The sequence below is a fragment of the Alpinimonas psychrophila genome (assembly GCF_014137865.1).
In the GTDB taxonomy this organism is placed as follows: Bacteria; Actinomycetota; Actinomycetes; order Actinomycetales; family Microbacteriaceae; genus Alpinimonas; species Alpinimonas psychrophila.
The window spans coordinates 110,095-124,481 of record NZ_JACGWU010000003.1 but is presented as its reverse complement, the minus strand read 5'-3'; the positions used below and the strand labels follow the sequence as shown (position 1 = coordinate 124,481).

The window sequence follows — 14,387 nt, the reverse complement described above, 5'->3', positions numbered from 1 at the left end:
ATCGTGGCGGCGCACGGCGGGATGGTGACTGAGTTATCCACATGCCCCACATTCTTGGTCACGACATCGCCTCTCAAAATATGCTGTGCCCATGAACGATTTCACCCCCGGGCGATTCCTGTCGATTAGCGAAACCGCTGAACTACTCACTGTCTCGGTGACACAGGTTTATAACCTTGTTCATCGCGGTGAACTAGCGGCTATGCGGGTTGGCAAGCGAGGACCCTGGCGCGTCGACGTCAGCGTGGTGCAGTCCTTCATTGACGATCAGTATGAAATGGCGCGCCGCCGTGCCCTCTGGCACCAGTCGGAGTTCGCCGACAGCGGCGCAATCTAAAGAATGCGGATGAGCGTGATGCTCGCCAGCGTCACCACGCGGTAGCCGCGAACCTGGGTCGCACGCCGCGCCTCGCCCCGCGCATGCTCCGCGAGGTCACAGTGATCGACGCCCACCCGGTCGAGGGTTCCCACGAAAACGCCCTGGAGCGAATGGATTTCAAGCGTTCGCCGACGACGGGCAAGGTCTCGCAAGACAAAACCCAGGCCGATGGTGTCGGCGATCCGAGGAGCAATCGCCTGCCGGCCGTCCGGGAGTGCAGGAGCCGGATGGACCATGCCGTCCATTGTCTTCGGGCTCGAGACCGCGCGAGTATCACTCAACCCCATGCTTGCGCTGAGCTGGCCCGCGTGAAGATGTAGCGCAGCAATTGACGCAATGGGAAGGATGGCGTGCCCGTCGAGGGCCGGCGGTGAGATGACATCAACGGCGCACCAATCGCGCCCGTGCCGAATGAGAGATACCTCTAACGCGCGACCCGACGTCAGTGTGATCTGCAGAGATTCCACGGCCATTTCGCATGTGGCTGAAGGTTCAGCCGTCATCCCCGCGGCAGTTCTTGGGAACGCCACGGTGAGGTTTCGCAGACGCTCCTGCAGTGTCAGATGGGCTTGACGCTGCCGCTCCTCGTCATCATCGGCAGTGCGTTCGGCCAGACCAATCTCTGACTCAAGTTGGCCTTCGAGGTCGTCGAACAAATTATCCCAGCGCATAGCGAGCACGCTAGAAGTCATTCCTGAGAATGTGCGTGAGTTATCCACAAATTGGCTGTGAAAGCCCCGCGACATGGCCCGCACCTGCTTGAGTGACGAAAGTGCACCATCACGGCCGGTGTTCTCCCCTTCAATTTGGAGCTCGAACATGAGTGTTCCCATCCCCCGAGTACGACAAGAGAAAACGTTGACCGCGCCCAGCACAGCGAGCAAGGCCAACACCGCCAACACTGCCAACACAGCCAACACAGCCAACACCGGCAGTGGCAATGGCGCCGCCCCGAAGATGCGCGCCGTCAACACACGTCTCGCCAGCTTTGTCTCGGAGGACTACTTCGGCCACCAACCAACAACCACCGACGCCCTGCCCGACCCCACTCTTCTCGCCGAAAACCTAGCTCGGAGTGTTCTCGAGATTCTCGCGGGAGCCCGTGAGCTTGATCAAATCGCCCGATGGGTTACCGACGAGGTGTACCAACATTTGTTGAAGCGCGTCCACATTTCTCAACGCGCCCGCACGCTGAAGAACCTCCCCGCGCACCGTCCCAGCTTCACCGTGGGCCGCACTCTCGTGTCACACCCGGCCGAAGGGGTCGTCGAAGCCGTTGTCATTATTCACGGCAAAGCCCGCTCGCGTTCCGTTGCCATCCGCCTTGAAGGCATGGACAACCGGTGGCGAGCCAGCGCCGTGCACGTTCTCTAATCTGAAGAAAACTACTTCTTGCGACGGTCGGCGCGGTTCACGGCGGGAGGAGCATCGGCTGACTTCTGGCCGAAGGCCCCGCGGCTAGCCTGAGGTGTCTGGCCCTTCGCCGGGGCGCTCCCCTGAGCCTTCTCGGGCGTCACCTGGCTCCCATTGTCGGCAAGGTTTTGCGCCTTGGCCGTAGCGGCCTGTTCCAAGCGTCCGCTCTCGTCTTTGACCTCAACGTTGCCATCTTCCGACGGAGCAATGTAACTGAGGTCACCGACAGCAGCGTCGTCGCGAGCCAAGCCCTTGGCCGCAATGCTGGGGTGAGCGGGGTCGCCGGGTGCCTGACTGACCTCGACCTCGAGGTTGAACAAGAACCCCACCGATTCGGCTTTGATCTGCGCCATCATGCCCTGGTACAGCGCAAAACCCTCACGCTGATACTCGACCAGCGGGTCACGCTGGGCCATGGCACGCAGGCCGATGCCGTCTTTGAGGTAGTCCATCTCGTAGAGGTGATCACGCCAGCGACGGTCAATGACCGACAGTACGACACGACGTTCCAGCTCCCGCATCGCGGGAGCTCCCAGAGCGGCCTCACGCGCCTTGTAGGTCTGCACCGCATCCGATTGAATCTCACGACGCATGAATTCACGGTTCACTCGACCTTTGTTGCCGGCCTCCTGAATGACTTCATCGATCGTGAGGCCGATGGGGTAGATGTTCTTCAACTCGTTCCACAACGCGTCGAAATCCCAATCATCGCCATTGCCTTCGCCGACATGCGCATTCAGTGCCTCATCGACAACATCTTCTAAGAACGCATGAGCACGATCGCTCAGGTCGTCACCTTCGAGGATATGAGCGCGGTCACTGTAGATGGCTTCACGCTGACGGTTCAAGACGTCGTCATACTTGAGCACATTTTTGCGGATCTCGGCGTTGCGCGCCTCAACCTGCGACTGAGCCGAACGGATGGCGCGGCTCACGATGGTGGATTCAATCGCTGTGTCATCGGGGATGTTGCTCCGGGACATGATGGCCTCGGCGGCACCAGAGTTGAACAGCCGCATCAGGTCATCGGTGAGCGACAGGTAGAAACGACTCTCACCGGGGTCGCCCTGACGACCGCTACGTCCACGAAGCTGGTTATCAATTCGGCGTGATTCGTGACGCTCGGTTCCCAAAACGTAGAGGCCACCGGCCTCGACAACCTTGTCGGCCTCGGTCTGGACTTGAGCCTTCACACGGGCAAATGCTTCATCCCACGCGGCCTCATAGTCATCCGGCGTGTCACTGGGGCTGAGCCCCGCCGACGCAAGCTCGGCGACGGTCAGGAACTCGGCGTTACCGCCCAGCATGACGTCGGTTCCACGTCCAGCCATGTTGGTGGCAACCGTGACGGAGCCCAGGCGACCGGCCTGAGCGACGATAGCGGCCTCGCGAGCGTGGTTCTTGGCGTTCAAGACCTCGTGACGGATGCCCTTCTTGGCCAGAAGCTTGGAGAGGTACTCGCTCTTCTCTACGCTGGTGGTACCCACCAAGACGGGCTGCCCGGCGGCGTGGCGCTCGGCAATGTCTTCGGCTACCTGCTCGAACTTGATGACCTCATTCTTGTAGACGAGGTCAGACTGGTCCAGGCGGCGCATGGGCTTGTTCGTGGGAATCGCGACAACGCCAATCTTGTATGTCGACATGAACTCGCCGGCTTCGGTCTCCGCCGTACCGGTCATGCCCGAGATCTTTTCGTACAAGCGGAAGTAGTTTTGCAACGTGACGGTAGCGAGAGTCTGGTTTTCGGCCTTGACCTCCACGCCCTCCTTAGCCTCAATGGCTTGGTGAATACCCTCGTTATAACGACGACCAGACAGGATGCGGCCCGTGTGCTCATCCACAATGAGAACTTCGCCGTTCATCACGACATAGTCCTTGTCGCGCTTGAAGAGAGCCTTTGCCTTGATCGAGTTGTTCAGGAATGAGATGAGCGGAGTGTTGGCCGACTCGTATAAGTTGTCGATTCCGAGGTAATCCTCGACACGTTCAATACCCGGTTCGAGCACACCGACTGTGCGCTTTTTCTCGTCTACCTCGTAGTCCTCGTCCGGGGTGAGGGTTTCGACGATGGAGGCAAATTCCTTAAACCAGCGGTTTGCTTCACCGGATGCCGGACCAGAAATGATGAGCGGGGTGCGTGCCTCATCGATCAGGATGGAGTCGACCTCGTCGACAACAGCAAAGTAGTGGCCACGCTGCACGCGGTCCGAAGCTTGCCACGCCATGTTGTCACGGAGATAGTCGAAACCAAACTCGTTGTTGGTGCCATAGGTGACATCAGCGAGGTACTGCTCGCGGCGAAGCGCGGGGTCTTGACCGGCGATAATGACGCCGGTGGTCATGCCCAGCGCGCGGAAGACGCGCCCCATCAGTTCACTCTGATAGCTGGCGAGGTAGTCATTAACGGTAACGATGTGCACGCCCCGGCCGGCAATGGCGTTGAGGTACGCGGGAAGGGTGGCGACGAGCGTCTTGCCCTCACCGGTCTTCATCTCGGCGATGTTGCCGAGGTGGAGGGCTGCGCCGCCCATGAGCTGCACGTCGAAGTGGCGAAGACCAAGGGTGCGGCGGGCGGCCTCACGAACAGCAGAGAACGCCTCGGGGAGCATGTGGTCGAGGGACTCCCCCTCGGCGAAGCGCTTCCGAAACTCCGTGGTTTCATTTCGGAGTTCTTCATCGCTTAGGTGCGTGAAGTCTTCCTCGAGAGCGTTGATCGACTTCGCGCTGCTTTCTAGCTTGCGAAGGATGCGACCCTCGCCTAGGCGAAGAACTTTGTCAAGAATTGTGGCCACGAAAACTCTCCCGTGATTGTGGGTGCCCAAAGGCATAAGGGCGGCCAAACTTATGAGAAGTCGGGCCGCCCTCCATGCTACCTAACAATGCACTGAGTGATCTCTGGGAACTCAGGACGCTAGCGGGCACGTTTCTTGATGGAGCCCTTTAGCTTGCCATGTCCAGCCCAATGACGCCGTAGTCCCAGCCCTTGCGACGGTAGACAACGCTGGGGCGTTGCGTCTCTTCATCCACAAAGAGATAGAAATCATGCCCCACGAGTTCCATATGGTACATCGCGTCATCGAGCGACATTGCCGGAGCCTCAAATACTTTCTTGCGAATAATGACGGGGGTGTAGATCTCGTCTTCGTCGACTGCGGCGGCACGCTCGGCTTCTACCTCGGCGGCGGCAGCCTGCTGGTGGGACAGCGTCGTGGTGGGGATCGCGCCCGTAGCAACACGTTCCAAATCCTGAGGCGACGCCGGCGTGAGGTCAACCTGACGGAACCCCTCACTGCTGGCTTCCTGTAGGGACGTAGGGCGGTGAGCCCCTCCACGATGCACCTTCTTGCGATCCTTGGCCCGGCGTAACCGCTCCAGCAATCGACCTAGAGCTAGGTCAAAGGCGGCGTACTTGTCTTCACCATCGGACTCGGCCCGCACAACGGGTCCCGCTCCGATAAGGGTCAGTTCGACGCGGTCACTGCCCACAAGCCCTTTACCGCCGTGGTGGCGGCTGACGGTGATGTGGAGTTCCAGTGGTCGATCCGCAAGATTCGTAATCTTGCTACCTTTGTCATCGACATAGCGTCGGAATCGGTCTGTTATCTCAATGTGTCGAGCAACAATGATGAGTTCCATGGTGGCCTCCCGGTTCCTGGCGTGCCGCCCAACCAAGAGGGCGAGGTATTTCACGCCGTGTGTTACTTCACGGTAGTGCGCCCAGCGTTATCTGTCACGTAATTTTGCTGAGAGAGTGCCGAAAAGTTCTCGTGCTGCGCCCATTTCAGAATTCTCGGTTTTTATTTCTAACGGCATACCGCTCAGGGATCGGGGTGACGGCGCAAGGACGGGAGAAATGAGGAGGGGGATGCGTCGCTCGGTATGCGCCAGTACCGCGGCACCGAGAACGGTCGCTCCCGCCGCACGGAGCGCTCGGGCGCACTCGTGCAGGGTCGCCCCCGTCGTGGCCACGTCATCCAGCAAAATAATGCGGCGTCCCACCAAGGGCCGGCCCTGAGGAGAGGGATCACCGGGGGCCACGACAAAGCGAGAGGGAGCAGCCGCGCGATCGGGGGCAATAACGCGAAGGGATCCCTCAAGATTCTGCCAGCGTTCCTCACGCCCCAAAATCGATTGGTCCCGTCGCCCCTTGGAAGCGACGAGCAAGGCCGCCGGCCGAACGCGCAAGCGCCTGGCTAATACGCGCAAAGGCACGTAACCACGAGCGCGGTGGGCTTCTCGCGTGGAGGGTGGACACACGAGGGTTACGCCTTCGGTGGGCGAAAGCGCCATGAGTGCCTGCCGAAGGGCGGCGGCCAGGGGTATCGCGAGAATCTTGCCCAGGTTCGTGCGCCCGGACTCTTTGAAAGCGTGCAACACAGCCGCAAGCGGTCCGTCATACGGCAGGCCGGCCCACACTGCCAGTGTTGGTCGCCCCGAGGCCTCAATATCCACGCGACGCACGCGCGGCTCCAGATCTTCGCAACACTGCTCGCAGACGACTCGGTCCTCGGCAGCGCACCCGGCACAACTCACCGGAAAAACAATCGCGAGCGCATCGCGCCCTGCCCGGCGAAGGACGCCCACATTCGCCGACTCTGCCAAAGAAGCCGCCCAGGCACCTGACCATCGTGCTGACCACGGCGCTGACCACGGCGAACGGGGCGCAAGGGGCGCAAGGGGCGAAAGGCTAGTGGTTGATGGTGGGGTCATGTGCTCAGCCTCGCGGCCGAAACGGTGCCTCAAGCCCAACCGTCCGAAACCCCTCAACCGCCCAGTGCTCTGACCACGTGTGGAGGAGTGGCCAGGCGCAGCCAGAAGGAGGCCAGGAAGCGGCTACTGGAGGGTGGCGAGAACAGAAACGTTGCTCGCGATCAACTGCCAATACGACGTTCCGCGCAGAACGTAGAGACTGCCGTCAGCGGCGCGGATGCGTAATTGTGTCATCATGTTGGCCCCGGCCAGGGAGACCACGGGAGCGCTCGATGGCAGTTCTTGGCTCTGGCCGCCGATGGTTTGGCTGGCGAGGTGCGAAGAACCATCCGCTCCCTTCACGAGCGAGACCACGGTGGTGGGATCAGCCCATGTTGCGTCCAGGGGGATGCCAGCATCCGTTATTACATTGATCGGTGTGCCAATCTTGACGGGGCGATTACGGTCTCCCCGTTGGATATTTGCGGCGACGAACCGCGTTTGGTCTCCCAGCGCGAGCAGCGCCACGAGACGACTTCCGTCGCGAGCGATGTTCAGCGAGACAATTCGGGAAGCCTCTGGCCAGGGTGCCGCAACCTGCGTAACCTGCCCGTCGGTGGAGTACACATTTATCTCCATGGGGGCATTGGCGGGAACCGACCAAATGTAATTCGAGGGGTCCAAGCTCGGAGAAATGAGGCCCGGCCGGGTATCCAACATTGTCACGCCCGATGTGGAGCGAACCAGGACGACGCCCGCTTCCGTGCGCGCGGCCGCTAATACGAGGGAGGAAGCGACCGTGATGGCGGTGGCATTCAGCGGTTGCAGAAGTTCCGAAAGTCCAGCGATTGGTTCGGCGGTTTCACCGTTCAGGAACCCAAACGTGCCGTTAAACATTCCCAGCGGCCGGGCATCGACACGGGTGGTGATGTCGAGGTCGGGATTGGTGGACGCGGCAATGTCTTGCTGGTTGCCGGCGACCAGAAGCTGAACGCCCGATACGCTATCGATCGAGTTCAAGCTCGCCGTCGTCTGGGCCTGCATGTGGATGAAGCCCTCACGCGTCGCCTGCAACGCCTGAGAGGTGAGATCGACCATGGCAATGCGTGCCGCAATCGGCACAGTTTCCGCGACCAAAGCGGTTCCGGCAGGAAAAGCGCTCACGACCGCCCCTCCGTCGGCCAACCATGCGGCCGGGCCCTGCAAGAGGGCCTTCATGATGCGCGTGGTGGTGAAAGAGCCTGCCGGAAAATAACGGAGGTCCGGCACAAGGTGCATGAAGGTCGGATCGAAGAAATACAGAGCGTGCGTGGAGAAGACCTGATCAAAAGTGAAACGATCGATGACAACTCCGGCGGGCACCGCAACCAGTCGCCACTGTCCCTTTTCACTAACAAATTTATAGCTGAGGCTGAGCGGCGAGGAGGGTTTTATCTCGGCGTACGCACCCCGCCCATCCACTGTTGCCGAGGCCACCGTTTGCAGCACGGCCGCGGTATCTGACGTCAACACAACGGAGCGCACCCCAAAATCAACGGTTACGCTCGCGCTTGCGTCCCAGTTCGCGACGAACGTGCCGGCAAGATACTCCCGCGCAATCGCATAGTCATCTTGAGGACTCGAGGCTGCATCGAGAAAACCTCGCAGAATTTGTTCCTGCGTTGCCCCATCGACGGGACTGGCGGGAAGAAACTCGATGGCGTTGGAATCATCTTGGGCGACGGCCGCACCCTTCTGGACGTTGCCAGAACGAGGGATTCCGGAGCATGCGGCAGCACTGATCGTCAAGGCCGTAGCCACAAGCACGGCAAGAAGAGTACGGGTCATTCCGGTCATGTCTCATCACCACCCACAACGGGAACAAGGGGCTCCAGGGAAAGCGGCGACTGATCAATGGCGATGAATTGGCTGCGCGGAAGGGTCAGCCGGAAGCGGGCGCCTAATCCAGGGCTTGCCCAGACGTCCAGAGTTCCATGGTGCACTCGCGTATCTTCGAGGGAAATGGCGAGCCCCAGACCCGTCCCCCCTAGGGTGCGCTTGCGCGATGGGTCGGCCCGCCAAAAACGGCTGAAGGCTTGATTCATTTGGTCTTCGGACATGCCCACACCGTAATCACGAACGGCGATGGCGACGGAGGTGGCATTACTGTCCACCTCAACTTCAATGGGCTTGCCCTCGCCGTGTTCGATGGCGTTGCCAATCAGGTTTGTCACGATTCGGCGCACGCGTCGAGGATCAACATTGGCTTCGAAATGACCCCCGGGGGCGCGGAGCGAAAGTTCAGACCCATATCTTTCAGCAACGCCCGTCATGGATCCCACAATGTCTTGCGTCAGCTGAACCACGTTGGTTGGTTCGGTCTCCAACTCAACCGATCCAGCGTCATAGCGGCTAATTTCAAGGAGGTCCGCCAGCAGCTTGTCGAAGCGTTGCACCTGAGTATGTAGGAGCTCGGTGGTGCGGCGCGTTGTGGCATCAAAATCTTCACGCTGGTCGTAGAGCATGTCCCCAGCGAGGCGGATGGTGGTGAGCGGAGTGCGGAGCTCGTGGGAGACATCCGAAACGAAACGTTGTTGCATGACCGAGAGCTCCGCGAGCTCGGTGAGTTGGCCCTGCATGCTGTCGGCCATGTGATTGAAGCTGCGCGCCAGGGTGGCCACGACGTCTTCGCCTTTCTCCGGCAGGCGCACCGCGAGATCGCCGGCAGCTAGGCGCTCACTCGTTTCTGCGGCGAAACGGATAGGCGACACTACGAGTCGAGCCACGACCCACGCGATAGCTCCCACGAGCAAAAGGAGGCCGAGACCCGAAATCCACAGGACCTGTTGAATGAACTGAAGCGTCTCCTCGGCCTGCACGAGGTCGTAGCCGATGTAGAGCTCGTAGGCACCGATACCGGGGATATCCATGAGCGTTCCCACAACTAGCCCGGGAGCTGAACGACCGTTCGTGGGGATGCTCGTGGACTGCCAAGACTGCGCTCCCCCACCGCTTTCAACCGACGCTCGGAGGCTTTCCGTAATGACGCCGGCTGTGAGCTCGGGGCTCGTGAAGTTTTGCGGAGCAACGGCGCTCGACTCTTGTCCAGGCACGCGATACACCGCGATCAGACCGCTGGAAGACGCGTCACGGATCGCGGTTCGCGCGGCGTTCATCACTGATTGAACCGACGCTCTATCGGTGGCGTCCGAGGAATCAAAAATCCGTTGAGCGGCGACCTGCGCGCGTTGCGACTCCCCCAGAACTTGATCAAGGCGGGAGGCGAAGAGGTCATTGCTGATGCTGAACGACATGTAAACGCCGACCAAGATAATCGCTACACCCGAGAGGGCCATCGAGGTGATGACGGTGCGAAACTGCAACGACCGGCGCCACTGTCGCGCTACCCGCGCTGGCAGTCCCTTCCAATCGGCGTGCGCCAGGCGAGCCCAAAACGCGTTCATGGGCGGATTAGACGACGCTTCCTGCGCGATAGCCGACGCCACGAACGGTGGTCACTATGGTGGGGTTGTCGGCGTCATGTTCCACCTTGCTCCGCAGACGCTGCACGTGCACATTGACGAGACGCGTATCCGCCTTGTATTGATAACCCCACACCTGTTCCAGGAGCATTTCGCGGGTAAAAACCTGAGCGGGCTTGGACGCCAGCGCCGCGAGCAAATCGAATTCCAGGGGCGTCAAAGAAATGCGCGTTCCCCCTCGAGTGACCTCGTGCCCCGCAATGTCCACAACGATATCGCCGATGTTCAAAATCTGAACGGACGTGATCTGGGTCGGTCGCAAACGCGTACGAATGCGCGCCACTAATTCTTTCGGATTGAAAGGTTTGACGATGTAGTCATCGGCGCCAGCTTCAAGGCCTGCCACCACATCAGTGGCATCGGTCTTCGCCGTCAACATGATGATCGGAACACCAGACTCTGCCCGAATTTGACCACACACTTCAATGCCGTCGATGCCCGGCAACATGAGATCCAACAGGATGAGATCGGGGTTTGTGGCGCGGAACGCTGAGAGGGCTCCCGAACCATCCGCACAGAAACTGGGCTCGAAACCCTCACTACGCAAAACAATGCCCACCATTTCGGCGAGCGCTGAGTCATCATCGACGACGAGAATGCGGGTGTTCATGGGTTTCCTCTCGCGGGTCGTCTTCGGTGACGTGAAGCCAGTGCGCTCCAGATTATCCCAGAGCGATCGATCTCGGGTGCTGACGCCCGAGTTCTGCACGGAATTGCCCCTAGTAGCGGTAGTGGTTCACTTTATACGGGCCCGCAATCGGAACCCCAATGTAGGAGGCCTGTTCAGGGGTCAGTTGCGTGAGTTCAACACCCAGCGCATTCAGATGCAATCGAGCCACCTTCTCATCGAGGTGCTTCGGTAAGACGTAGACCCCAACGGGATAATTCTCGGCGCGAACGTAGAGCTCAAGTTGGGCCAGAACCTGGTTGGCGAACGAATTACTCATCACGAAGGAGGGGTGACCAGTGGCATTGCCCAGGTTCATCAGGCGACCCTCGCTGAGAATCAGGATGCTGCGACCGTGTGGCAGGATCCACTCGTGCACTTGAGGTTTAATCTCGACTTTGGTGACGCCGGCAAGGGACTCGAGGCCTGCCATGTCGATCTCATTGTCAAAGTGGCCGACGTTGGAGACGATGGCTTGGTGCTTCATCGCTAACAGGTGCTCGACTGTGATCACATCTTTGTTGCCGGTGGTGGTCACGAAAATATCGGCTTGGCCAATGACGCTCTCAATGCGGGCAACCTGGAAGCCGTCCATTGCTGCTTGGAGCGCACAAATCGGGTCAATTTCGCTCACGATAACGCGAGCCCCCTGACCACGGAGAGCCTCGGCTGCACCCTTACCCACGTCACCGTATCCCACGACGAAGACAACCTTGCCTCCGATGAGAGTGTCAGTGGCACGATTCAAACCGTCGAGCAACGAGTGACGGATGCCGTACTTGTTGTCAAATTTACTTTTGGTGACCGAGTCATTGACATTAATCGCGGGGAACAGCAGGTTGCCTGCTGCGGCCAGTTCATACAAGCGGTGAACGCCCGTCGTGGTTTCTTCGGTGACGCCCAAGAGTTCTTTCGCAACGACTCCCCATCGTGTGGGGGTTGCAGAGACGGTGGTCCGCAGCAAATCGAGAATGACGCTGTATTCGTGGCTGTCACTCGGCTGCGTTGCGGGGACGGCCCCGGAGCGTTCGAACTCGACGCCCTTGTGAACGAGCAACGTGGCGTCGCTACCGTCGTCAAGAATCAGGTTCGGACCAGTCCAACTTTCACCAGCCGCGCGGGCCTCCGTGGACCAATCGAAAATGCGCTCGGTGCACCACCAGTATTCCTCGAGGGTCTCACCCTTCCACGCAAAGACGGGAACACCGGCTGGAGACTGCACGGAGCCGGTGGGACCGACTGCAACGGCGGCGGCAGCCTCATCCTGCGTAGAAAAAATGTTACAGCTGGCCCAGCGAACCTTCGCGCCAAGAGCAACCAGCGTCTCGATCAGGACGGCCGTCTGCACGGTCATGTGAAGCGATCCGGCAATTCGGGCGCCCTTCAAGGGCTGGGTCGGGCCAAACTCTTCGCGCAACGACATGAGCCCGGGCATCTCGTTTTCGGCCAGACGAATCTGGTGGCGGCCCGCCTCAGCAAGAGTGAGGTCAGCGACGCGGAAAGCGAGGGCAGTTTCAGAGGAAAGAAGAAGACTCATGCCCCTATTTTAGGCACGAATCAAGGCCAGAACTTCATCGCGAATGGCCGCCATCGTGTGGGGCTCGGCGGCCTCCACGTTCAGTCGCAACAGCGGTTCCGTATTGGAGGGGCGCACGCTAAACCACCAAAATGGCTCGTCTCCGGCGGTGGCCCCGGTAACGGTGAGGCCATCCATGAGGTCAAAGGATGCGCGACCCTCGAACGCTGAACGAACGCGCGCTGTGGACGCCACAACGTCGGCCACCGTGGAGTTGATTTCGCCGCTGAGGGCGTAGGGCATGAACTCGGCAGAAAATTCAGAGAGCGAAAGCGACTGGTGGCCAAACTCCGCAAGTACATGCATTGCCGCGAGCATTCCGTTGTCGGCGCCCCAGAAGTTGCGGAAGTAGTAGTGGGCCGAATGCTCTCCGCCGAAGACGGCACCCGTTCGCTTCATCTCGTCCTTGATGAGGGAATGACCCACGCGCGTGCGCACCGGAATCGCACCGGCAGCCCGGATAGTTTCGGGCACGATCTTGGAGGTGATCAGATTGTGAATGACGTGAATGTCCGCGCGGGCGTCCTCGGCCTTAGCGCGCGCGATCTCGCGAAGGGCAACGATGGCGGCCACGGCGGAGGGGGTCACCGCGGCGCCCGTCTCATCCACGACGAAGCAACGGTCAGCGTCGCCGTCGAAAGCCAAGCCTAAGTCGGCGCCATGCTCAACCACGGCCTTTTGCAGGTCGATCAAGTTCTTGGGCTCGAGCGGGTTCGCCTCGTGGTTGGGGAAAGTTCCGTCGAGTTCGAAGTACATCGGGATGATTGTGAGCGGCAACTCCGCCAAGCCCGCTGCAGTGCCCAATACCGCCGGAACGGTAAGCCCGCCCATGCCGTTACCGGCGTCAACCACGATGGTCAGAGGCCGGATTAAAGCGAGGTCTACGAGCGAACGCAGGTAGCTGGCGTAGTCGGCAATCACGTCAATCTCGCGGTAGGTGCCCGGCGTTGGCACCGAGGTCATCCCCGTATCGAGGTACACGATGGCACGATCACGGATGGCAGCAAGTCCCGTATCGAGGCTGATTCCTTGAGCGCCGGCGCGCGAGAACTTGATGCCGTTATAGGCCGCGGGGTTGTGGCTCGCCGTAAACATAGCCGCGGGGGCCGACCAGCTACCGGAAGCAAAATAGGTCTCGTCTGTTGAGCACAGCCCGAGGTTGACAACGTTCGCGCCTCGCGCTCTTGCTCCCCGAGCAAACGCTGCGGTGAACCCGACGGACGAGTCACGCATGTCGTGGCCGACAACAACATCCGCCCCGGCGCCATTGATTTCATCAACGAAACCGGCCGCAAGTGCTTCCACCATGTCCTCGGTCAGGGTGTTTCCCACCAGACCACGAACGTCGTAGGTCTTGACGATGGAGCGAAGTTTCTCGGAAGGACTAAGTGTCATTGCTCAAGCTTATGTGGCGGATGACCTGCCACCTGGCCGGGGCAGTGAACCGTTGGGCATGCCGCGGGCAGAGGTCGTGAGCGTGCGCTTCCTTCGATGGCGATAACAACCCCAGGACAGCAATCTGATCTTCATAGTCGTACGTGATCGTCACCGTTGCCTCGTTGGGGCAGGCGTCTTTCGTACAGGGCCGCATCACGGTCTCCAGATTATCTTTTTCGCGAGGACCTTGGGAGCACCGGCCTAACATCCGGCCTAACATCTGGCCTAGCATTGAGATCATGGCCCGGGATAAGCAGACAGACTCGTTTTCGAGCCCGGTGCCCCCTCGCGGTCTCACTCGCGATCGGCACGGGCGCGGCATGCGTGGGCCCGTCACTGGTCCCCACCTTCCCCGCCTGCGGGGTCGAATTGACACCTTTTTTCTCACGGTCTCGCACACGGTCGACTATCTGCGGGGCCTGTGGCCGGAAGAGCTTGCAGATGTCCACTTTGATGTTGCGGCCACTCCGCCCCGCACCGATGTGGCTGGCGTTGTTGAGCGTTGGAAAGTTGACCATGAACGACGCCGAATCGTGTTGTACCGCATCCCGATTCAACGCATGAGCCGATTGCACATCGATGACGATCTGCATCGACAAATGATGATTGAGAGCGTTGTTTTTCGCGGCGTCGCCGAGTTACTCGGCAAAGAGCCTTGGGATCTTGGGCCCGAACGCTACCGCCACTGAAACGCGCAAAAGCAGA

General features: G+C 60.1%; 13 protein-coding genes. 3 read left to right on the top strand and 10 right to left on the bottom strand.

The genetic code is table 11. The annotated features are described in order from the left end of the window. Positions 1–91: 91 nt before the first annotated feature. Positions 92–337 (top strand): helix-turn-helix domain-containing protein, encoded by a 246-nt coding sequence (locus tag FB555_RS06400; protein ID WP_182484650.1) that lies wholly within the window; start codon positions 92–94, stop codon positions 335–337. On the opposite strand, the gene FB555_RS06395 is transcribed toward FB555_RS06400, so the two are convergent. Further along, positions 334–1,200, bottom strand: a complete 867-nt coding sequence (locus FB555_RS06395; protein ID WP_182484649.1) for a hypothetical protein — start codon at positions 1,198–1,200, stop codon at positions 334–336. The two genes, FB555_RS06400 and FB555_RS06395, sit on opposite strands and share 4 nt — an antisense overlap. On the opposite strand from FB555_RS06395, the gene FB555_RS06390 reads away from it, so the two are divergent. Beyond that, complete coding sequence (locus tag FB555_RS06390; protein WP_182484648.1) at positions 1,199–1,753, top strand: Rv3235 family protein; 555 nt, start codon at positions 1,199–1,201, stop codon at positions 1,751–1,753. The two genes, FB555_RS06395 and FB555_RS06390, sit on opposite strands and share 2 nt — an antisense overlap. 11 nt (positions 1,754–1,764) lie before the next feature. On the opposite strand, the gene secA is transcribed toward FB555_RS06390, so the two are convergent. The 9 genes from secA to FB555_RS06345 all read right to left on the bottom strand — a co-directional run bounded on the left by secA (position 1,765) and on the right by FB555_RS06345 (position 13,836). Next, a complete protein-coding gene (gene secA / locus FB555_RS06385) occupies positions 1,765–4,584 on the bottom strand; it encodes a preprotein translocase subunit SecA (protein ID WP_182484647.1) in 2,820 nt (939 codons plus the stop codon). A 148-nt stretch (positions 4,585–4,732) separates the two neighbouring features. Then, a complete protein-coding gene (gene hpf, locus FB555_RS06380; protein ID WP_182484646.1) occupies positions 4,733–5,428 on the bottom strand; it encodes a ribosome hibernation-promoting factor, HPF/YfiA family in 696 nt (231 codons plus the stop codon). An 87-nt stretch (positions 5,429–5,515) separates the two neighbouring features. After that, on the bottom strand, positions 5,516–6,502 hold the full coding sequence (locus FB555_RS06375; RefSeq protein ID WP_182484645.1) for a ComF family protein: 987 nt from the start codon (positions 6,500–6,502) through the stop codon (positions 5,516–5,518). 123 nt (positions 6,503–6,625) lie between these two features. Then, positions 6,626–8,308: an LpqB family beta-propeller domain-containing protein gene (locus tag FB555_RS06370; RefSeq protein ID WP_182484644.1), complete on the bottom strand. Its 1,683-nt coding sequence runs from the start codon at positions 8,306–8,308 to the stop codon at positions 6,626–6,628. A gap of 5 nt (positions 8,309–8,313) precedes the next feature. Further along, positions 8,314–9,924 carry an MtrAB system histidine kinase MtrB gene (gene mtrB / locus FB555_RS06365; RefSeq protein ID WP_182484643.1) on the bottom strand — a complete coding sequence of 537 codons (1,611 nt, stop codon included), beginning with the start codon at positions 9,922–9,924 and terminating at the stop codon, positions 8,314–8,316. 7 nt (positions 9,925–9,931) lie between these two features. Continuing rightward, positions 9,932–10,612 (bottom strand): MtrAB system response regulator MtrA, encoded by a 681-nt coding sequence (gene mtrA, locus FB555_RS06360; protein WP_182484642.1) that lies wholly within the window; start codon positions 10,610–10,612, stop codon positions 9,932–9,934. Positions 10,613–10,721: 109 nt separating this feature from the next. After that, complete coding sequence (gene ahcY, locus FB555_RS06355) at positions 10,722–12,206, bottom strand: adenosylhomocysteinase (protein ID WP_182484641.1); 1,485 nt, start codon at positions 12,204–12,206, stop codon at positions 10,722–10,724. 9 nt (positions 12,207–12,215) lie between these two features. After that, positions 12,216–13,640, bottom strand: coding sequence for a phosphomannomutase/phosphoglucomutase (locus FB555_RS06350; RefSeq protein ID WP_182484640.1), 1,425 nt, complete (start codon positions 13,638–13,640; stop codon positions 12,216–12,218). Next, complete coding sequence (locus FB555_RS06345; RefSeq protein WP_182484750.1) at positions 13,630–13,836, bottom strand: DUF3499 family protein; 207 nt, start codon at positions 13,834–13,836, stop codon at positions 13,630–13,632. Before FB555_RS06345 ends, FB555_RS06350 begins: the two co-directional genes overlap by 11 nt. A gap of 85 nt (positions 13,837–13,921) precedes the next feature. On the opposite strand from FB555_RS06345, the gene FB555_RS06340 reads away from it, so the two are divergent. Then, positions 13,922–14,371: a metallopeptidase family protein gene (locus FB555_RS06340; protein ID WP_182484639.1), complete on the top strand. Its 450-nt coding sequence runs from the start codon at positions 13,922–13,924 to the stop codon at positions 14,369–14,371. Positions 14,372–14,387: the final 16 nt, after the last annotated feature.

Bases quoted from the DNA above. Each gene is read 5' to 3' on its own strand.
- FB555_RS06350 (WP_182484640.1), bottom strand. From the start codon at position 13,640: ATGACACTTAGTCCTTCCGAGAAACTTCGCTCCATCGTCAAGACCTAC.
- FB555_RS06400 (WP_182484650.1), top strand. From the start codon at position 92: ATGAACGATTTCACCCCCGGGCGATTCCTGTCGATTAGCGAAACCGCT.
- mtrA (WP_182484642.1), bottom strand. From the start codon at position 10,612: ATGAACACCCGCATTCTCGTCGTCGATGATGACTCAGCGCTCGCCGAA.
- FB555_RS06340 (WP_182484639.1), top strand. From the start codon at position 13,922: ATGGCCCGGGATAAGCAGACAGACTCGTTTTCGAGCCCGGTGCCCCCT.
- FB555_RS06375 (WP_182484645.1), bottom strand. From the start codon at position 6,502: ATGACCCCACCATCAACCACTAGCCTTTCGCCCCTTGCGCCCCTTGCG.
- FB555_RS06395 (WP_182484649.1), bottom strand. From the start codon at position 1,200: ATGTTCGAGCTCCAAATTGAAGGGGAGAACACCGGCCGTGATGGTGCA.
- FB555_RS06390 (WP_182484648.1), top strand. From the start codon at position 1,199: ATGAGTGTTCCCATCCCCCGAGTACGACAAGAGAAAACGTTGACCGCG.
- hpf (WP_182484646.1), bottom strand. From the start codon at position 5,428: ATGGAACTCATCATTGTTGCTCGACACATTGAGATAACAGACCGATTC.
- ahcY (WP_182484641.1), bottom strand. From the start codon at position 12,206: ATGAGTCTTCTTCTTTCCTCTGAAACTGCCCTCGCTTTCCGCGTCGCT.
- FB555_RS06370 (WP_182484644.1), bottom strand. From the start codon at position 8,308: ATGACCCGTACTCTTCTTGCCGTGCTTGTGGCTACGGCCTTGACGATC.
- mtrB (WP_182484643.1), bottom strand. From the start codon at position 9,924: ATGAACGCGTTTTGGGCTCGCCTGGCGCACGCCGATTGGAAGGGACTG.
- FB555_RS06345 (WP_182484750.1), bottom strand. From the start codon at position 13,836: ATGCGGCCCTGTACGAAAGACGCCTGCCCCAACGAGGCAACGGTGACG.